General features: G+C 44.3%; 19 protein-coding genes and 1 other annotated feature. Of the genes, 15 read left to right on the forward strand and 4 right to left on the reverse strand.

Annotated features, from left to right (window positions below):
• Nucleotides 1-6: 6 nt before the first annotated feature.
• From ACTNEW_RS02720 to ACTNEW_RS02745, 6 genes are all read left to right on the forward strand, one after another.
• Complete coding sequence (locus tag ACTNEW_RS02720) at nt 7-279, forward strand: DUF370 domain-containing protein (protein ID WP_441057550.1); 273 nt, start codon at nt 7-9, stop codon at nt 277-279.
• The gene (gmk, locus tag ACTNEW_RS02725) at nt 272-898 is read left to right on the forward strand and encodes a guanylate kinase (protein ID WP_441057553.1); all 627 of its coding nucleotides are present in this window, start codon (nt 272-274) and stop codon (nt 896-898) included. Before ACTNEW_RS02720 ends, gmk begins: the two co-directional genes overlap by 8 nt.
• An 82-nt stretch (nt 899-980) precedes the next feature.
• Nucleotides 981-1,340 carry a DNA-directed RNA polymerase subunit omega gene (gene rpoZ / locus ACTNEW_RS02730; protein WP_441057556.1) on the forward strand — a complete coding sequence of 120 codons (360 nt, stop codon included), beginning with the start codon at nt 981-983 and terminating at the stop codon, nt 1,338-1,340.
• A gap of 48 nt (nt 1,341-1,388) precedes the next feature.
• Nucleotides 1,389-2,726 carry a 30S ribosomal protein S12 methylthiotransferase RimO gene (rimO, locus tag ACTNEW_RS02735; protein ID WP_441057559.1) on the forward strand — a complete coding sequence of 446 codons (1,338 nt, stop codon included), beginning with the start codon at nt 1,389-1,391 and terminating at the stop codon, nt 2,724-2,726.
• The gene (gene pgsA / locus ACTNEW_RS02740; protein WP_441057561.1) at nt 2,710-3,249 is read left to right on the forward strand and encodes a CDP-diacylglycerol--glycerol-3-phosphate 3-phosphatidyltransferase; all 540 of its coding nucleotides are present in this window, start codon (nt 2,710-2,712) and stop codon (nt 3,247-3,249) included. Before rimO ends, pgsA begins: the two co-directional genes overlap by 17 nt.
• Nucleotides 3,250-3,276: 27 nt before the next feature.
• Entirely contained in the window at nt 3,277-4,545 is a 1,269-nt protein-coding gene (locus ACTNEW_RS02745; protein WP_441057564.1) for a competence/damage-inducible protein A, read from the forward strand.
• 27 nt (nt 4,546-4,572) lie between these two features.
• Here the strand turns inward: ACTNEW_RS02745 and ACTNEW_RS02750 are convergent, their stop codons facing one another.
• From ACTNEW_RS02750 to ACTNEW_RS02760, 3 genes are all read right to left on the reverse strand, one after another.
• Complete coding sequence (locus tag ACTNEW_RS02750; protein ID WP_441058102.1) at nt 4,573-4,656, reverse strand: DUF6783 domain-containing protein; 84 nt, start codon at nt 4,654-4,656, stop codon at nt 4,573-4,575.
• Nucleotides 4,657-4,875: 219 nt separating this feature from the next.
• Entirely contained in the window at nt 4,876-5,157 is a 282-nt protein-coding gene (locus ACTNEW_RS02755) for a hypothetical protein (RefSeq protein ID WP_441057567.1), read from the reverse strand.
• Nucleotides 5,158-5,236: 79 nt separating this feature from the next.
• Nucleotides 5,237-5,593 (reverse strand): hypothetical protein, encoded by a 357-nt coding sequence (locus tag ACTNEW_RS02760; RefSeq protein ID WP_441057570.1) that lies wholly within the window; start codon nt 5,591-5,593, stop codon nt 5,237-5,239.
• A gap of 104 nt (nt 5,594-5,697) precedes the next feature.
• On the opposite strand from ACTNEW_RS02760, the gene ACTNEW_RS02765 reads away from it, so the two are divergent.
• A complete protein-coding gene (locus ACTNEW_RS02765) occupies nt 5,698-6,003 on the forward strand; it encodes a hypothetical protein (protein WP_441057573.1) in 306 nt (101 codons plus the stop codon).
• A 185-nt stretch (nt 6,004-6,188) separates the two neighbouring features.
• Here the strand turns inward: ACTNEW_RS02765 and ACTNEW_RS02770 are convergent, their stop codons facing one another.
• Complete coding sequence (locus ACTNEW_RS02770; RefSeq protein WP_441057576.1) at nt 6,189-6,464, reverse strand: hypothetical protein; 276 nt, start codon at nt 6,462-6,464, stop codon at nt 6,189-6,191.
• Between the two features lie 277 nt (nt 6,465-6,741).
• On the opposite strand from ACTNEW_RS02770, the gene ACTNEW_RS02775 reads away from it, so the two are divergent.
• From ACTNEW_RS02775 to ACTNEW_RS02810, 8 genes are all read left to right on the forward strand, one after another.
• Nucleotides 6,742-8,139, forward strand: coding sequence for a cell wall hydrolase (locus tag ACTNEW_RS02775; RefSeq protein WP_441057579.1), 1,398 nt, complete (start codon nt 6,742-6,744; stop codon nt 8,137-8,139).
• Nucleotides 8,140-8,304: 165 nt separating this feature from the next.
• Nucleotides 8,305-8,778, forward strand: coding sequence for a ribonuclease HI (rnhA, locus tag ACTNEW_RS02780; RefSeq protein ID WP_441057582.1), 474 nt, complete (start codon nt 8,305-8,307; stop codon nt 8,776-8,778).
• A 97-nt stretch (nt 8,779-8,875) separates the two neighbouring features.
• Nucleotides 8,876-9,117, forward strand: a binding site (T-box leader).
• A 122-nt stretch (nt 9,118-9,239) separates the two neighbouring features.
• Entirely contained in the window at nt 9,240-10,466 is a 1,227-nt protein-coding gene (tyrS, locus tag ACTNEW_RS02785; protein WP_441057585.1) for a tyrosine--tRNA ligase, read from the forward strand.
• A 22-nt stretch (nt 10,467-10,488) separates the two neighbouring features.
• On the forward strand, nt 10,489-13,128 hold the full coding sequence (gene alaS / locus ACTNEW_RS02790) for an alanine--tRNA ligase (RefSeq protein WP_441057588.1): 2,640 nt from the start codon (nt 10,489-10,491) through the stop codon (nt 13,126-13,128).
• 170 nt (nt 13,129-13,298) lie between these two features.
• Entirely contained in the window at nt 13,299-13,475 is a 177-nt protein-coding gene (gene rpsU, locus ACTNEW_RS02795; RefSeq protein WP_004222305.1) for a 30S ribosomal protein S21, read from the forward strand.
• Between the two features lie 66 nt (nt 13,476-13,541).
• Nucleotides 13,542-15,104 carry a cardiolipin synthase gene (gene cls / locus ACTNEW_RS02800; protein WP_441057591.1) on the forward strand — a complete coding sequence of 521 codons (1,563 nt, stop codon included), beginning with the start codon at nt 13,542-13,544 and terminating at the stop codon, nt 15,102-15,104.
• Between the two features lie 83 nt (nt 15,105-15,187).
• Nucleotides 15,188-16,414, forward strand: a complete 1,227-nt coding sequence (locus ACTNEW_RS02805; RefSeq protein ID WP_441057594.1) for a D-alanyl-D-alanine carboxypeptidase family protein — start codon at nt 15,188-15,190, stop codon at nt 16,412-16,414.
• A 128-nt stretch (nt 16,415-16,542) separates the two neighbouring features.
• On the forward strand, nt 16,543-18,291 hold the full coding sequence (locus ACTNEW_RS02810; protein ID WP_441057597.1) for an ABC transporter ATP-binding protein: 1,749 nt from the start codon (nt 16,543-16,545) through the stop codon (nt 18,289-18,291).
• Nucleotides 18,292-18,307 lie beyond the last annotated feature (16 nt).

Raw genomic sequence — 18,307 nt, forward strand, 5'->3', positions numbered from 1 at the left:
AGCGTTATGGCAAGGCTGATTAATATTGGATTCGGCAACGTTGTCAATTCAGACAAAATTGTGGCCGTGGTAAGTCCTGATGCCGCACCTGTAAAACGAATGGTGCAGAGTGTCAAGGGAAGCAATTCCCTTGTGGATGCGACGCAGGGACGGAAGACAAAGGCTGTGATCGTGATGTCAGATGACCATCTGATACTTTCCGCTCTTCAGCCGGAGACCATAGCCAGACGTTTTGGCGAAGCATATGATTTTGAAGACAGGGGAGAAGGACATGAATAATAAGGGAATCCTGGTAGTAGTATCCGGTTTTTCCGGTGCGGGAAAAGGTACAGTGATGAAGGAACTTCTGAAACGCTATGATAATTATGCGCTTTCTGTTTCTGTTACCACCAGATTACCGCGTCCCGGCGAGGAAGACGGAAGAGAGTATTTTTTCCGCACAAAAGAAGAGTTCGAACAGCTGATCCGGGAGGATGCGCTGATTGAATATGCCAGATATGTGGATAATTATTACGGAACACCCCGTTCCTATGTAGAACAGAAACTGGCAGAAGGCAAGGATGTAATCCTTGAGATTGAGATTCAGGGTGCCATGAAAGTAAAAGAAAGAAATCCGGAAACACTTCTTGTGTTCGTGACTCCTCCTACCGTGGAGGAACTGAAAAGACGTCTGGAAGGAAGAGGGACGGAAGAAGCGGACGTAATAGCTTCCAGGATGAGCAGAGCTGCAGAAGAAGCAGAAGGAATGGACGCTTATGATTATGTTCTGGTGAATGATGATCTGGAGGAATGTGTAGAGAGAATGCATGAGATTATCCAGAGCGAACATTTCCGGATGAACAGAAATACTGATTTTATCAGGCAGATCAAAGAGGAATCCAGAGCCTTTATCATCTGAGTGCTGATGATAAAAGACTCTTTCCAAATAAATGACAGAAAGTTTACAGAGGCGTACAGCCCAGGAAAGGAGAACCATATACATGATACATCCATCTTATTCAGAATTGATTCAGGCAATCAATAACAACAGTGAGGAAGACGATAACACCATTATGCTGAACAGCCGTTATTCTCTGGTACTTGCTACCAGCAAGCGCGCACGTCAGATTATTGGCGGAGCAGAACCGATGGTAGAGGGAGCAGCAGGTAAAAAACCGCTTTCTGTAGCCATTGACGAATTCTACAAGGGCAAGGTTAAAATTATTCCAAAAGCACCGGAAGAAGAGACTGCACAGGAAACTGCTCCTGAGGTGACTGCAGAGGAAACTGCAGCAGAAGAAACAGCAGCAGAAACAGCAGAGACTGTAACAGAAGAGACAGAAACAACTGAAGAAGCATAAAAATACAAAGGCTGCTTGAAGCAGCCTTTATGCGCATTAGGAGAAATTATGAAAATATTTTTTGTTTCCCTGGGATGCGACAAAAATCTGTCGGATTCCGAAGAAATGCTCGGTCTTCTTACTAAGAACGGGCACGAAATCGTAGATGAAGAAGAACAGGCAGAGGCAATTATCATCAATACCTGCTGTTTTATTAATGATGCAAAAGAAGAAAGCGTAGAAACCATTCTGGAGATGGCAGAATACCGCAAATCAGGAAAATGCCGCATTCTGATTGTCACCGGATGTATGGCGCAGAGATATAAGCAGGAAATCCTGGATGAACTTCCGGAGGTGGATGCTGTACTCGGAACTACATCTTATGAAGATATTCTCAAAGCAATTGAAGAAGCGGATGCCGGAAGAAGATTTCAGGAATTCAAGGATATCAATTATCTGCCGAACACAGAAACACACCGTGTACTTACCACCGGCGGGCATTACGGGTATCTGAAGATTGCAGAAGGCTGTGACAAACACTGTACGTACTGTATCATTCCCAGTCTTCGCGGAAGATACCGCAGTGTTCCGATGGAACGGCTTCTGGCACAGGCGGAAGATATGGCACAGCAGGGAGTCAAAGAACTGATCCTGGTAGCACAGGAAACTACAGTTTACGGAAAAGATCTTTATGGAGAAAAATCTCTGCCCCGTCTTTTAAGAGAACTCTGCAAAATAAAAGGTATCCGCTGGATCCGTGTGCTGTATTGCTATCCGGAGGAAATCGATGAGGAACTGATCCGGGTGATAAAGGAAGAGAAGAAAATCTGTCATTATCTGGATCTGCCCATACAGCATGCCAGTGACAGGATACTGAAGCGAATGGGACGAAGAACCACACAGGCGGAGCTCAGGGAAATTGTCACGAAACTCCGCAGAGAGATTCCGGACATGATCCTCCGTACAACTCTGATCACAGGCTTCCCGGGAGAAACGGAGGAAGATCACCAGGAGCTGATGGAGTTTGTAGATGAAATGGAATTTGACCGGCTTGGTGTATTTACCTATTCTCCGGAAGAAGACACTCCCGCAGCAGCGATGCCGGATCAGATACCGGAAGAGGTGAAGGAAGAACGGCGGGACGAACTGATGGAACTTCAGCAGGAAATTTCTCTGGACAGGGGAAATACCCGTATTGGCCAGGAAATGACGGTTATGATCGAGGGAAAGGTGTCAGGAGAGAGTGCATACATTGCCCGTACCTACGGGGATGCTCCGAAAGTGGACGGATATATCTTTATCCAGACTGGAGAACTGCTCATGACAGGAGATTTTGCCAGAGTGCGTGTGACAGGAGCTCTGGAATACGATTTGATAGGAGAATTGGCCGATGAATACACCGAATAAATTAACAGTAGCAAGAATGATCATGGTTCCGTTTCTTGTTGTTTTTATGCTGACAGAATGGGGCGGGGAAGCAAACCGCTATATTTCAGTCGGAATTTTTATTGCGGCAAGCGTTACGGACTGGTTTGACGGATATCTGGCAAGAAAGAACAATCTGGTAACCAATTTCGGAAAATTCATGGATCCGCTGGCAGATAAACTTCTGGTATGTTCTGCACTGATCTGTCTGATCGAGCTGGATAAGCTGCCTGCATGGATCGTGATTATCATTATTGCAAGAGAATTTATTATCAGCGGATTCCGTTTGATCGCTGCTGAGAATGGCGTTGTGATCGCAGCGAATTACTGGGGAAAATTCAAAACCGTTTCACAGATGCTGATGATTATTTTGCTGATACTGAATTTTGGCGGTATTTTTGATGTGATCGAGACGATTTTGATCTGGCTGTCTCTGGCACTCACTGTGATCTCTCTGCTGACTTATATTATGCAGAACCGAAAAGTTCTGTCTATGCAGGAGTGATCTGCTTACCGGAAAGGAAGGATGATTATGATTACAGAACTGGTTTCTGTAGGAACTGAAATACTTTTGGGAAATATTGTGAATACAAACAGTGCATATCTTTCAGAAAAATGTGCGCAGCTGGGACTTTCCGTTTATTATCAGACGGTCGTCGGTGATAATGAGGAACGGATGAAAGCAACTGTCAGAACAGCCCTTGACCGTTCCGATATTGTAATTCTTACCGGAGGTCTGGGACCTACAGAAGATGATCTGACAAAAGAAGTAACGGCTGAAGTGATGGGCCTGCCGCTTGTGGAGGATCCCCACAGCCGCGAACTTCTGGAAGCCTACCTGAAGCAATACGAAAAAAACAATTCCCAGAGAAGAATCACTGCCAATAATTATAAACAGGCGCTGGTTCCTCAGGGAGCACTTGTGCTGGACAATCACAATGGAACGGCACCGGGACTGATCATTGAGAAAGATGGGAAGACTGCGATTCTTCTTCCGGGGCCTCCGAATGAAATGAAGCCTATGTTCGAGGAAGAGGTTTTTCCGTATCTTCGCAGAAAACAACCGGAGATTATCTATTCTCAGATGGTAAAGATCTGCAGTATCGGAGAAAGCCAGGTGGCAGAAGAAATTCAGGATCTGATTGAAAATCAGACAAATCCTACCATTGCACCTTATGCCAAAACCGGTGAGGTGCACCTGCGCATCACCGCCAAGGCCGACAGTGAGAAAGAGTGCCGCAAACTGATCAAGCCGGTCGTACATGAACTGAAAACACGTTTCGGGAAAAATATCTTTGCCACAGATGAGCAGAAAACGCTGGAAGAAGCAGTGGTGGATATGCTGAAAGACCAGGGTCTGACTCTTGCTCTGGCAGAATCCTGTACCGGCGGTGCTGTGGCATCCAGAATTGTGAATGTTCCCGGAGCATCGGAAGTCTTTGGCCATGGATTTGTTACATACAGTAACCGTGCCAAACGGAAATTCCTTGGTGTAAAGAAAACAACGCTGAAAACAGAAGGTGCTGTTTCTGCAAAATGCGCAAAGGAAATGGCAAAAGGCGGGTGTCTCTTTGCAAAAGCGGATATCTGTCTTTCGATTACCGGCATTGCGGGACCGGGAGGCGGAACAGAAGAAAAACCGGTAGGAACCGTATTTATGGGATGCTGTTATAATGGAAAAGTGATTACAAGAGAATTTCATTTCACCGGAAACCGCATGAAGATCAGAGAACAGACAACTGCTCATGCACTGGCATTTTTGCGTGAATGCATGCTGGAAGGCGTCAGCCGTAAAGCTTAGCATAAAATATGCGGCAGAAAGAATGCATTAGAAAGATGTATTAGAGCATGTTTGGAAATTCATTTCCATCATATGCACGCCCCACTTTGTGGGAAAGCAATGTTCAAACACGCTCTGGGAAAATAAGGTATGGAAAACGGAAATAAGGACTCCTGCACGGACTTCGGGTTATCAATCCCGGTTCCCGGGCAGGAGTCCTTATTTTCGTTCGTTCTTGTTTCGTCCATGTTCTATTACAGGAAAGTGCTTTTCGTTTTCCTGTATAAGAAAGTACTTCGTGCAGGGTTCTTTCCTGTATAGGAACCGGATCCTGACGAAACAAGGTTATGATCAGTGTATCATTTTCATGAGATTGACAATACGGTCCAGTTTGGCCGCTTCCTGAGGGGATTTTCCCATTTTCAGTACTTCAATGATTGTGTCAATTTCCTGGGAGGAAAAATTGAGACCTTTGCTTTTTCCCTGTGCGGCGGCACTCATGAGAAAAGGCAGCATATCTGAGGCACTTTTTCCGTTTCCCTGTTCAGCAAGACTCTGTAAGAGGTCCAGCTTGTTTTTGTCCATACCGTTCAGTCTGGGATTATTTTTCCAGTCACCGTTTTTTTCATCCATAAAATTCCTCTCCTTTACATCTGATAAAGAACTGTCAGATCATCCGGCATCTGTGGAATGATCTCTTGAAACAGCAGCGTTATTCCCGCATGATCTGCATCATCTGGACAAGCGCCATCATATTGATGATCTGATCCATATTCCTGCGGCTTTCTCCGTAACAGTATCTCCGGATATCCTGCAGCATGGCAAGAGGATCAGTATCCTGTGCAGGTGCGGAACATATCTCTACTTCATTACTGTTTCCGGAAAAAAGTGAAACTGTATTTGCAAATTCCTGAGCCTTTGTATACAGGGACACCATCCGGCGTCCGGAAGGCGGCAGATAGGGGATGGCAGCTTTCAGCATCTGACCGTGGTCGGTGCTGACCATCTGATCAAGAAAAGTCTGGCTGATAGAATCCGGTTCTTCGGCGGGGATTTCATTTGATGCCATGGGAGCCTCCTTTTTATGATTATGCGTTTTATTCATAATGTATGACAGCCGGGGATGTCCTGACATATGATATCAAAGGAAATCTTTTTCGGAGGCGGGGAAATATGGGGAATCATGGAGCAGAAAGGAATACAAAAGAGCGGAATGCGAAAGAAAGGAATACAAAAGGACAGAATGCGAAAGGACAGAATGCGAAAGAAAGCAATACGAAAGAGCGCAATACAAATGAACAGGATAGGGGAAATCATAATTGGAAAGAAAGCAGTACGAAAGATAGTAAGCACAGACTGGTTATTGACGGAAATACCATATATGAGATTGATCTGGAATGTCTGAAGAAGAAGGAAAGAGAAAATTCCAGAGGCGAGAAAAGGTCAGAGAATAGATATTCGGGAAAAGAGAAAAAATGATTATAAAAGAAGATGAAAAAGGATGAAAAAAGAATATAAGCAATTTCGGTAAAGAAAGAGAAAAGAAATTTTATAAAAATAAGGGAACGAAAAAAGAATTTATTATGAAATATTAAGAAATAGAACATGGAAGATTTGCTGAGAAAGGGGCAGAGGAAGAATCCTCTGCCTCTTTCAGCGGAAAATCAGCAGCATCCGCAGTTGTTGCCGAAACCGTTGCCGCACAGAAGCAGCAGAACAATAATGATCCAGCAGCAGTCTCCGTTACCGCCGCAGTTGCCGCCCCCCCAGTTGTTGTTGCCGCATAATGCGAAGAGAATGATGATCCACAGAATGCAGCTGCAGTTATTGTTTCCGAAAGAACCCCAACCATTGGAACAATTGTTGTCACATCCACATCTGTTGTCACATCCGCATCTTTCTTCTGCGCATCCGCAGTTTGTTGCAGCCAAATCACTCATTGAAAAATCCTCCAAATTTGTTTTACACTCCATACTATGAAGGGGACAGCCAGTCGGTGAATACAGAAATAGTTGACACATATCAACAATTCGATTATAATAAAACACAAATACGTAACAAAATTGTAATCCATGAAATGATTTTGACATATTTCGACAAAAATAGTGATTCACAGGTGTATTTGACGGACATTTGTTACAAACATCCGGGAATTTTTGCATTTATTTCACCATGATCATTATTACGGAGAATAGGTCAGAGGAAAGAGGAATTGGTATGAAAAGAGAAACATGGAAGAAATTTTTGAGAGTATGTCTTCTGTCACTTCTGGTATTTGGAGTTTATGCAGCGATGCCGTCAGCGGCAAAAGAAGCACAGGCTGCAACTGCCGGATTTAAAACAGTCAATGGAAAAACCTACTACATAAAGTCCAACGGTAAGAAAGCCAAAGGACTTGTGACCATCGGAGGAAAGAAGTATTATTTTAATGAAAAGACAGGTGTTCAGCTGAAGGGCTGGCAGAAAGACAGTTCCGGCAAGCTGATTCGTTATTTTACCAAGGGAAAGGGATGTATGGTTACCGGATTTCTGAAAGACAGTTCCGGTAATACCCGTTATTTTGATCCCAAAACGGGTCTGATGGTAAGAGGCTGGATGACAGATTCCAAGGGATATAAATATTATTTTACCAGCGGTTCCGGAGTCATGGCCAAGGGATGGCTGAAAGACAGCAAGGGTCAGAAACGCTATTTCAGTCGGTCTACAGGAAGAATGCTGACCGGCTGGTGGAAATCCAGCGCAGGAAATTACCGGTATTTTGTGAAGAGTACCGGCGTGATGCTGACAGGAATCCAGAAGATTGATGGTTCCTATTACTATCTGAATACCAGCAGCGGCATCCGTTATCAGAAGAAGGGCTGGCTGACTGTTGGCGGTAAGAAATATTATTGTGCCACATCAGATGGCAAGCTCAAGACCGGCTGGCTGACATTGAGCGGCAAAAAGTACTATTTTAAGAATGCAGTCATGCTGTGCAATACTTCCGGTGTAATCAGCGGCAAGCATTATGTATTTAATTCCAGCGGTGTTGCTACGGAAAGCAGTGCGATCGTCGTCAATAAGAATAATGTCAAAGTCCTGGATACAAAGAACAACAGATATTATTATATGGCAACAGAATACATTGAGCATGCCGGTATTGCTGACGGCAAACTGTCAGACCGCGACCTTCTGGCTGCACTCTGTGATTCAGAGGCAGGCAATCAGGGACTGATCGGTATGGAGGCAGTTGCCCTCTGTGTTCTGAACCGTACGATCAAATCGGATAAGGAGTTTCCTTCTGAACTTCGTATGGTAATTTACCAGGCACTTCATCAGGGAAGCAGCCTGTCCCAGTATTCGGTAGTTAAAGACGGAGCACTTCTGAAACGTCTGAACGGCACCAGATGGGATGACAAAACCAATGCTTACAAAGCTGCAGACGAAGCACTTAAAATATTTAACAATTATGTAAAAAATAAAACACCGAGAAAGCTGAAAGGTTTTAAAGCTGATTTTGATTATATGTATTTTATGATGAATTCTTCTTTCAAAAATCAGGCTCTTGATTTCAGCAAGGTAGAGTATTTTGTATATAAGGATCATACATTTTTTGTAGATTGGATCAGTGCATGACAGACCGCAAACGATATCTGGCAGATTGATCTGACAGTGCAGAAAGGATCATATTAAAAAGAGCTTATAAAAGAATATACAGAAGCTGTTACATACATAAGAGGACTTTTCCTGTGAAAGGTCCTCTTATAAATTACATGCAAGCGATAACGGGGAGAGAGAAATATGATTGTAGAAATTTATACAGACGGTGCGGCAAGAGGAAATCCGGACGGACCGGGAGGATATGGAACAGTGCTCCACTATACGGATCAGAAGGGAACGCTTCATGTCCGGGAATTCAGCCAGGGATATGTAAGGACTACCAATAACCGGATGGAACTGATGGCCGCGATTGTGGGACTGGAGGCTCTGGTAAGACCTTGCCAGGTGGAACTTTATTCCGATTCCAAATATCTGGTTGATGCATTTAACCAGCACTGGATTGATTCATGGATCAGGAAAGGATGGAAACGTGGAAAAAATGAACCGGTCAAAAACACAGACCTCTGGAAACGCCTTCTGAAAGCGAAGGAACCGCATCAGGTAACATTTCACTGGGTGAAGGGTCATGACGGACATCCTGAAAATGAACGGTGCGATACTCTGGCAACAACCGCAGCAGATGGAGAGAATTTGATTGTTGATCCGGGTGTGTAAACAGGATTCTTTCTTACATTAAGTTGTTAAAATGAAAGCAAAATTTCTTGACAAATAAAATGAGTATTTGTATACTTGCTTTATTGAAGTTTCATAAGGAAAAGCTTGGAAGGGAAGAAGTAACATGAGGGAAACAGACAGAGAGCAGCCGGCAGGTGAGAGGCGCATGGGGAACTTGTGTGAATACATCCCGGAGCTGCGCACCGAAACATCAGTAGGATGCGACGGAGTGGCACCCGTTAACGTGCCTGAGTGATGGATTTGTCACTTACGGAGGCAGAGGATGCGAGTCTTCTGCGAATTTAGGTGGTATCGCGGGACCCGGTTCTCGTCCTAAAAGGACAGGAACCGGGCTTTATTATTTCATAGAGAAGTGTGCTGCATTTTCCTGTGAAATAATAAATACAGATTGATATTCTGTAACACAGGATTCTATTTTATTGACACAGGAGGAAATAGACATGACAGTTTGGGAAGAACTGAAGGCCAGAGGCCTCATTGCCCAGGTAACCGATGAAGAAGAGATCAAAGAGATGGTGAATAACGGAAAAGCTACTTTTTATATCGGCTTTGACCCTACTGCAGACAGTCTGCATGTAGGTCATTTCATGGCTCTTTGTCTGATGAAGCGTCTTCAGATGGCGGGAAACAAACCGATCGCTCTTCTCGGAGGCGGAACCGGTATGATCGGTGACCCGTCCGGCAAGACCGATATGCGCCAGATGCTGACACCGGAGACTATTCAGCATAACATTGACTGCTTTAAGAAGCAGATGGAACGTTTTATTGATTTTTCCGATGGCAAAGCTCTTATGGTAAATAATGCCGACTGGCTTATGAATCTGAATTACGTGGAACTGTTAAGAGAAGTCGGCGCACATTTTTCTGTAAACCGTATGCTTACTGCAGAATGCTACAAACAGCGTATGGAAAGAGGACTGACTTTCCTTGAATTCAACTATATGATCATGCAGAGTTATGATTTTTATATGCTGTATCAGAAATACGGCTGCAACATGCAGTTCGGCGGCGATGACCAGTGGAGCAACATGCTTGGCGGTACGGAGCTGATCCGTCGTAAGCTGGGCAAGGATGCTTATGCTATGACCATTACCCTTCTTCTGAATTCCGAAGGCAAGAAGATGGGCAAGACCCAATCCGGTGCCGTATGGCTGGATCCGAACAAAACTTCTCCGTTTGACTTCTATCAGTATTGGAGAAATGTGGATGATGCAGATGTGATTAAATGTCTCCGTCTTCTTACATTCCTTCCTCTGGAGGAAATTGATGAGATGGCGAAGTGGGAAGGCAGCGAACTGAACAAAGCCAAAGAAATTCTTGCATATGAGCTTACCAATCTGGTACATGGTGAGGAAGAAGCGAAGAAGGCACAGGAAGGTGCAAGAGCGCTTTTTGCAGGCGGTGCGAATACAGCCAATATGCCGAAAACAGAACTTGGCGAGGATGATTTTACAGATGGAAGTATTGACCTGATTTCTCTTCTTGTTAAGACAGAACTGGTTCCGACCCGTTCCGAGGGACGGCGTGCCATTGAACAGGGCGGAGTATCCATTGACGGAGAGAAAATTATGGATATCAAATATCAGGTAGCGAAAGAAACACTTGAGGGAGAAGGAATCGTCCTTAAGCGCGGTAAAAAGAAATTTAATAAAGTTTATGCGAAATAACAGATACTAGGAGGAGAAAACAATGAAAAAATATGGAGTGAATGAACTTCGTCAGATGTTTCTTGATTTCATGGAAAGTAAGGGACATCTGGTCATGAAGAGCTTTTCGCTGGTTCCACAGGGAGATAAGAGTGTACTTCTGATCAATGCCGGTATGACTCCTTTGAAACCATATTTCACAGGAGCAGAGATTCCGCCGAGAAAACGAGTATCCACATGCCAGAAATGTATCCGTACCGGTGATATTGAGAATGTGGGCAAGACTGCCCGTCATGGTACTTTCTTTGAAATGCTTGGTAACTTTTCATTTGGTGATTATTTCAAAAGAGAAGCACTTCACTGGTCATGGGAATTCCTGACAGAAGTAGTCGGACTGGATCCTGACAGACTGTATCCGTCTGTTTATCTGGAGGATGACGAAGCTTTTGAAATCTGGAATAAAGAGATCGGAATTCCTGCAGAACGTATTTTCCGCTTCGGTAAAGAGGATAACTTCTGGGAACATGGTGCAGGTCCGTGCGGTCCGTGTTCTGAGATATACTATGACCGTGGAGAGAAATACGGTTGCGGCAAACCGGGATGTACGGTAGGATGTGACTGTGACCGTTACATGGAAGTATGGAATGATGTATTTACCCAGTTTGAGAATGACGGTAATGGCAATTATACAGAACTGACGCAGAAAAATATTGATACAGGTATGGGCCTGGAACGTCTTGCAGTGGCTGTTCAGGATGTAGATTCTATTTTTGATGTAGATACCATCTGCGCACTCCGTAATCTGGTATGCGAGATTGCAGGCAAAGAATATGGCAAGACGTATCTTGACGATGTTTCCATCCGCCTGATCACAGACCATATCCGTTCCGCAACATTTATGATTTCTGACGGTATCATGCCTACCAATGAGGGACGCGGCTATGTTCTCCGCAGATTGATCCGTCGTGCTGCAAGACATGGACGTCTTCTTGGAATTGAAGGCACATTCCTTGCAAAATTAAGTGCGGAAGTGATCCGTGGATCCAAAGACGGATATCCGGAACTGGAAGAAAAGAAAGAATTTATCTTCAAGGTAATTACCAATGAAGAAAACCAGTTCAATAAAACCATCGATCAGGGTCTTCGTATTCTTGCAGAGATGGAAGAAAAGATGAAAGAGGATGGTGTAAAAACACTTTCCGGTGAAAATGTATTCAAATTATACGACACCTATGGATTCCCGGTTGACCTGACAAAAGAAATCCTGGAAGAAAAAGGCTACGATGTGGACGAAGAAGGCTTCCATGCAGCAATGGAAGAACAGCGTCAGAAAGCCCGTGAGGCCCGTGAAGTAACCAACTATATGGGGGCTGATGCAACCGTTTATGATGAGATTGATGTTACTGTTACGACAGAATTTATGGGTTACGACCATCTGACTTATGACTCAAAAGTTTCGGTACTTACGACAGAAAAAGAAATCGTAACTTCCCTTATGGAAGGACAGAGAGGTACTGTCTTTGTGGAACAGACTCCGTTCTATGCAACTATGGGCGGTCAGGAAGGTGACAGAGGTGTGATCGAAACAGCAAACGGCAGATTTGTTGTAGAAGACACGATCAAGCTCCGCGGCGGCAAATTTGGCCATGTTGGATACATGGAATCCGGAATGATCTCCGCAGGTGAGACAGTTACTCTGAAAGTTGATGTAAAAGGCCGTAAAGATACAGAGAAGAACCATAGTGCTACTCATCTTCTTCAGAAAGCCCTGAAGACTGTTCTTGGTTCTCACGTAGAACAGAAGGGATCACTTGTAACTCCGGACAGACTTCGTTTTGATTTTGCTCATTTTCAGGCGATGACAGAAGAAGAACTTGCAAAAGTGGAAGATCTGGTCAATGAACAGATTCAAGCAGGACTGGATGTGCGTACGGATATTATGAATATCGAAGAAGCAAAGAAATCCGGAGCTATGGCACTGTTTGGTGAAAAGTATTCTGAAAAAGTGCGGGTTGTTTCCATGGGAGATTTCTCCAGGGAACTCTGTGGCGGTACGCATGTGGATAACACCGGTTCCATTATGCTTTTTAAGATCGTTTCTGAATCCGGAATCGCTGCAGGTGTACGCCGTATAGAGGCACTCACAGGAAACGGTGTTCTGGAATACTATAAGAAACAGGAGGCTGCTCTTCATGCAGCTGCAAAAGCACTGAAGGCTAATCCATCTGAGATTCTGGATAAGATCGCACATCTCCAGGGGGAAGTGAAATCACTCCAGAGTGAAAATGAATCACTGAAGAGCAAACTTGCCCAGGGAGCTCTCGGCGATGTCATGAATCAAGTTACAGAAGTGAAGGGTGTAAAGGTTCTTGCTGCAAAAGTTGAGGGCGTTGATATGAACGGTCTCCGTGATCTGGGTGATCAGTTAAAAGAAAAACTCGGCGAGGGTGTTGTTGTTCTGGTTGCTGTAAATGCCGGCAAAGTAAATCTGCTTGCTATGGTAACGGATGCAGCACAGAAGGCCGGTGCACATGCAGGAAATCTGATCAAAGCTGTCGCAGCGATCGTAGGCGGTGGCGGCGGAGGACGTCCGAATATGGCCCAGGCAGGCGGCAAAAATCCGGAAAAAGCACAGGAAGCAGTCGATGCAGTGGCAGGAATTCTGGAAGGACAGCTCAAATAAAAACAGAATTTTGCGGGGTATGACAGCAGGGAAAGTTTTTTTCTAAAAAAAACCAAAAGTTGTTGACGAATGCCAGCGCAATGATATATAATAACACTCGTGCAAGAAAAATACCCAGACAGTTGTATTTAAGCACAATCTACAACTGGAGGGAGGTTAGGTGTGAGTCTATGTCAAATGTAATCGTAAAAGAGAACGAGACTTTAGATAGCGCTCTTCGCAGATTTAAGAGAAGCTGTGCTAAAGCAGGTATTCAGCAGGAAATCCGCAAGAGAGAGCATTACGAGAAACCAAGCGTTCGTCGTAAGAAAAAATCTGAAGCCGCAAGAAAACGTAAATATAATTAATTGTGCGCAGAAAATCCCTGACGGGTCCGTCAGGGATTTTTATGATGGGGACAAGTAAGAAAGAATATGAATTTTATCCTGACAACATTAAAAAAATTAATGAAACTTCTATTTAATAGAATCTTTTATGTGGCGGTTGCCCTGCTGGTTCAGCTGGGATGGATTCTGATCACGGTGTGGAAACTGGCCGCATATTCCCAGTACTTCTCTATTGGAATCCGGGTTGTAAGTATTCTTGTGGTTCTGTGGATTGTGAATAAAAATATCAATCCCTCCTATAAACTGGGATGGACGCTTCTGATCATGACTGTCCCAGCTTTTGGACTGGTGCTGTATCTTTTGTTCGGTAATTCCAGAATTGCCAATGCGTTTCAGAAACGATACGAAACGATCGAGAACGAAAGTCTGGGATATATGGAACAGGATTCCGGAATCATGGAACGACTGGAAGAGGAGGATTTTTCTGCGGCGGCCCAGTCACGCTATATCAGCCAGCTTTCCGGCTTTCCGGTACATGAGCATACGACAGCAGAGTATTTTCAGGTAGGAGATGATATGTTTCCGGTTCTTGTCCGGGAACTGGAACAGGCGAAGCATTTTATTTTTATCGAATACTTCATCATCAATGATGGCGTGATGTGGCAGACGATACTGGACATCCTGGAACGAAAGGCAAAAGAGGGAGTGGATGTAAGACTTCTCTACGATGATTTCGGGTGCCTGACGACTCTGCCTCACAGATATGACAGAACTCTGATCGAAAAGGGGATTCAGTGCAAGGTATTTAATCGTTTCCGGCCGATTCTGAATATTATCCAGAATAATCGTGATCACCGTAAAATCTGCGTTATTGACGGTCATACAGGCTTTACCGGCGGTATTAATCTTGCAGATGAATACATTAATCAGCGGGAACGTTTCGGCCACTGGAAGGATACTGCTGTTATGCTGAAAGGCGATGCAGTATGGAATATGACGGCAATGTTCATGGATATGTGGACGACCTTGAGCAGTGGAAAAGAGACATGGAATTTTGAGGAATATCTTCCTCATAAGTATCACCCGGAACCTTTTGAGAGTGACGGATTTGTTCAGCCCTTCTGTGACTCACCGCTTGACCGGGAAGTTGTTGGCGAGAATGTTTATCTGAATATCATCAACCGTGCAAAAGATTATGTGTATATCTGCACTCCTTATCTGATCATTGATAATGAGATGATGACAGCGCTGTGCCTTGCAGCAAAGAGCGGCGTGGACGTAAGGATTATGACGCCGGGAATTCCGGATAAAAAAATGGTATTTCTGCTGACACAGTCCTACTATGAACAGCTTCTGGAAGCAGGAGTGAAAATATACGAATATCAGCCCGGATTTCTTCATGCAAAATCCTTTGTCTGTGATGATGAGGTTGCGGTTGTGGGTACGATCAATCTGGATTACAGAAGCCTGTATCTGCATTTTGAGGATGGTGTCTGGATGTACAGAAATAAAGTGATTGAAGAGATTCTTGCGGATTTTGAAGAAACTATGGATTACTGCCGTCCTGTGGATCTGGAATTCTGCAGAAAAAGAAATATTGTTGTACGGACAACACAGAGTATTCTCAGACTTCTGGCTCCGCTGCTTTGATTTTTCGAAATTACAAATATACAGACATATTTTTCCCGTGAGCATTTTACAATAGAATAGAAGCCAAATATCGGGAGAACATTATGAGCGGGAAATGGAAAAAAAGAGGTTGTTCTCTGCTGTTGATGATCAGCCTGACAGCCGGTTCTGCTGTGCAGGCAGCACCGGTTCTGTATCAGGAAAATGAAATCCTGCAGACTGCAGAGCAGGGAAATACGGATAACGGACAGACACTGATCAGTGCCCCGTCCGGATTACTGATGGAGGCGCAGACCGGAACGGTTATTTTTGAAAAGGATGCGGATACCAGACGAAGTCCGGCAAGTGTCACAAAAATCATGACTCTGCTTCTGATCTTTGATTCTCTGGAAAAGGGAACGCTTAAGATGGAAGATCTGGTAACCACAAGTGCGCATGCAAAATCCATGGGAGGTTCTCAGGTGTTTCTGGAAGAAGGGGAAACACAGAATGTGGAGACTCTGATCAAATGTATTGTTATCGCATCCGGGAATGATGCCAGTGTGGCTATGGCGGAACACCTTGCGGGAAGTGAAGAGGAATTTGTACGTCAGATGAATGAACGTGCAGCCGGTCTTGGGATGGAAAATACCCATTTTGTGGACTGCTGCGGATTGACGGATTCCGCGGATCACTATACGACTGCAAGAGATATCGCAGTTATGAGCCGGGAACTGATCACAAAATATCCCAAAATTCTGGAGTATTCGTCCATCTGGATGGATACCATGACCCATGTGACCAGGCAGGGGACCAGTGAGTTTGGACTGACGAACACCAATAAGCTTCTTCGTGCATTTGACGGTTGCGTGGGGCTGAAGACGGGCAGCACCAGTTTTGCAAAGTTCTGTCTGTCTGCAGTGGCAGTCAGAAATGGGATTACGCTGATTTCTGTGGTGATGACTGCAGACGATTCCAAAAGCAGAATGAAGGATGCAGCGGCGATGCTGAATTACGGATTTTCGAAATGCAGCCTTTATGTGGATGAAACGCCTGAGACCCTGCCGGAATTGCCTGTAAAAAGTGGAATGGAAGATACGGTGTCCCTGGAATACGAAGGACAGTTTCAATATCTGAGTACGGATGGAACGACTCTTACAGAAGTAAAAAAAGAACGGAATCTTCCGGAAACACTGCAGGCGCCGGTGAAAAAAGGAGAGACTGCCGGAGAGGTGATTTATCTGGCAGAGGGCCGTGAACTTGGGAGAATCCGTATTCTTATCGCAAAATCAGTGGAAAAAGCTACATATGGACATTGTCTGAAGAAAATGTGGAAAAAGGCTCTTTTATGAGTCTTTTTTGACGTTTTTCTCAGAAATATTTCATACAGATTTCCGGTTAGATTCTTTTGACAAAAGTTACCGGACAGGGTTATAATGAACCCTGTATGAATAGGTGAAATCCTATACAGGAGGAAATTATGGAACAACGGAAGAAAAAAGAAAACCGGCTGAAACTTCTTGCAGGTTATTATAAGCCGTATAAAGCATTGTTTTTCTGGGATCTGTTTTTTGCCATGCTGGGAGCCGCAGTATCCCTGATCATTCCGCTTCTGGTTCGATATATTATGAATCAGGTTGGAACGATGGGGGCAGATCAGGCACAGCATGTGATCTTTCGGATCGGAGCAGTCATGATCGGCCTGATTCTGGTACAGCTGTTAAGCCGGTATTTTATCACTTATTATGGACATATGATGGGAACCTATATTGAGCGCGATATGCGAAATGAGATTTTCAACCATTACCAGAAACTTTCTTTCGCATTTTATGATAACCAGAAAGTAGGACATCTGCTTTCCAGGATCACCAGCGACCTTTTTGACATCAGTGAACTACTTCATCATGGTCCGGAGGATATTATTATTTCTGTAATCAAGCTGATCGGCGCCATGATCATTCTCTGCAATGTAAACCCCAAAATGGCCGTCATCTGTTTTGGTGTGGTGGTCATTATGCTGATTTATGCACTGGTTTATAATGCAAAGATGAAAAACGCTTTTAAAGCAAACCGTGCACGCATTGCAGATATTAACAGCCAGATTGAAGACAGCCTTGCGGGAATCCGTGTCGTGAAATCTTTTGGAAATGAAAAAAAAGAGATGGAGAAATTTCACAGCGGAAATGAGCGCTTTGTATCTTCCAAGAGTGTCACCTATCGCTTTATGGCAGGCTATCATGCAGGAATGGATGCATTTACCACATTGATCACAGTGGTTGCTCTGATTTCCGGAGCTTATTTTCTGGCGAATGGAACACTGGGTACCACCGATCTGGTTACTTTTCTGCTTTATATCAGCAACTTTACGGAACCGGTGACAAAGCTTGTGAACTTTACCGAACAATTCCAGAACGGGTACAGCGGCTATGACCGTTTCCTGGAAATGATGGCGATCGAGCCGGATATTGAAGATGCACCGGATGCGATTTCTCTGGATCATGTGGATGGAGATATCCGTTTTGAAAATGTTTCTTTTCATTATGGAGATAATAAAGAAGAGGTTCTTTCCAATGTGAATCTGGAAGTAAAGCCGGGAGAGTATGTGGCTCTTGTAGGAACTTCCGGAGCAGGAAAAACGACACTCTGCAGTCTGATTCCGAGATTTTATGATGTTACAGAAGGCGCTGTTTATCTGGATGACCATGATATCCGGAAAATACGTCTCAAGGATCTCCGTGATCAGATCGGAATCGTGCAGCAGGATGTCTATCTGTTTGCAGGAAGTATTATGGATAATATCCGCTACGGCAGACCGGGGGCATCGGACGAAGAGGTCATTCGTGCAGCAAGACTGGCGAATGCGCATAATTTTATCATGGAAATGCCGGATGGTTATGATACCGATATCGGACAGCGGGGCGTAAAACTTTCCGGAGGACAGAAACAGCGTCTTTCAATTGCCAGAGTGTTCCTGAAAAATCCGCCGATTCTGATTTTTGATGAAGCCACATCTGCGCTTGATAATGAGAGTGAAAAAGTGGTTCAGGAATCTCTGGAACGCCTGTCTGAAAACAGAACCACGTTTGTAATTGCTCACAGGCTTTCTACTATACGCAATGCCAAACGGATTCTGGTCCTTACAGAAACGGGAATTGCGGAAGAAGGAACACATCAGGAACTCCTTGCAAAAGACGGAGTTTATGCAAGATTGTGTAAAGCAGGATTATAAAAGAGAGGATGGTCTG

This window comes from Blautia sp. HCP3S3_G3, assembly GCF_052063365.1.
Lineage (GTDB): Bacteria > Bacillota > Clostridia > Lachnospirales > Lachnospiraceae > Blautia_A.

What these genes read in the sequence shown, in the direction of transcription:
- ACTNEW_RS02720 (WP_441057550.1), top strand. Translation starts at nt 7, where the DNA reads ATGGCAAGGCTGATTAATATTGGATTCGGCAACGTTGTCAATTCAGAC.
- gmk (WP_441057553.1), top strand. Translation starts at nt 272, where the DNA reads ATGAATAATAAGGGAATCCTGGTAGTAGTATCCGGTTTTTCCGGTGCG.
- rpoZ (WP_441057556.1), top strand. Translation starts at nt 981, where the DNA reads ATGATACATCCATCTTATTCAGAATTGATTCAGGCAATCAATAACAAC.
- rimO (WP_441057559.1), top strand. Translation starts at nt 1,389, where the DNA reads ATGAAAATATTTTTTGTTTCCCTGGGATGCGACAAAAATCTGTCGGAT.
- pgsA (WP_441057561.1), top strand. Translation starts at nt 2,710, where the DNA reads ATGAATACACCGAATAAATTAACAGTAGCAAGAATGATCATGGTTCCG.
- ACTNEW_RS02745 (WP_441057564.1), top strand. Translation starts at nt 3,277, where the DNA reads ATGATTACAGAACTGGTTTCTGTAGGAACTGAAATACTTTTGGGAAAT.
- ACTNEW_RS02755 (WP_441057567.1), bottom strand. Translation starts at nt 5,157, where the DNA reads ATGGATGAAAAAAACGGTGACTGGAAAAATAATCCCAGACTGAACGGT.
- ACTNEW_RS02760 (WP_441057570.1), bottom strand. Translation starts at nt 5,593, where the DNA reads ATGGCATCAAATGAAATCCCCGCCGAAGAACCGGATTCTATCAGCCAG.
- ACTNEW_RS02765 (WP_441057573.1), top strand. Translation starts at nt 5,698, where the DNA reads ATGGGGAATCATGGAGCAGAAAGGAATACAAAAGAGCGGAATGCGAAA.
- ACTNEW_RS02770 (WP_441057576.1), bottom strand. Translation starts at nt 6,464, where the DNA reads ATGAGTGATTTGGCTGCAACAAACTGCGGATGCGCAGAAGAAAGATGC.
- ACTNEW_RS02775 (WP_441057579.1), top strand. Translation starts at nt 6,742, where the DNA reads ATGAAAAGAGAAACATGGAAGAAATTTTTGAGAGTATGTCTTCTGTCA.
- rnhA (WP_441057582.1), top strand. Translation starts at nt 8,305, where the DNA reads ATGATTGTAGAAATTTATACAGACGGTGCGGCAAGAGGAAATCCGGAC.
- tyrS (WP_441057585.1), top strand. Translation starts at nt 9,240, where the DNA reads ATGACAGTTTGGGAAGAACTGAAGGCCAGAGGCCTCATTGCCCAGGTA.
- alaS (WP_441057588.1), top strand. Translation starts at nt 10,489, where the DNA reads ATGAAAAAATATGGAGTGAATGAACTTCGTCAGATGTTTCTTGATTTC.
- rpsU (WP_004222305.1), top strand. Translation starts at nt 13,299, where the DNA reads ATGTCAAATGTAATCGTAAAAGAGAACGAGACTTTAGATAGCGCTCTT.
- cls (WP_441057591.1), top strand. Translation starts at nt 13,542, where the DNA reads ATGAATTTTATCCTGACAACATTAAAAAAATTAATGAAACTTCTATTT.
- ACTNEW_RS02805 (WP_441057594.1), top strand. Translation starts at nt 15,188, where the DNA reads ATGAGCGGGAAATGGAAAAAAAGAGGTTGTTCTCTGCTGTTGATGATC.
- ACTNEW_RS02810 (WP_441057597.1), top strand. Translation starts at nt 16,543, where the DNA reads ATGGAACAACGGAAGAAAAAAGAAAACCGGCTGAAACTTCTTGCAGGT.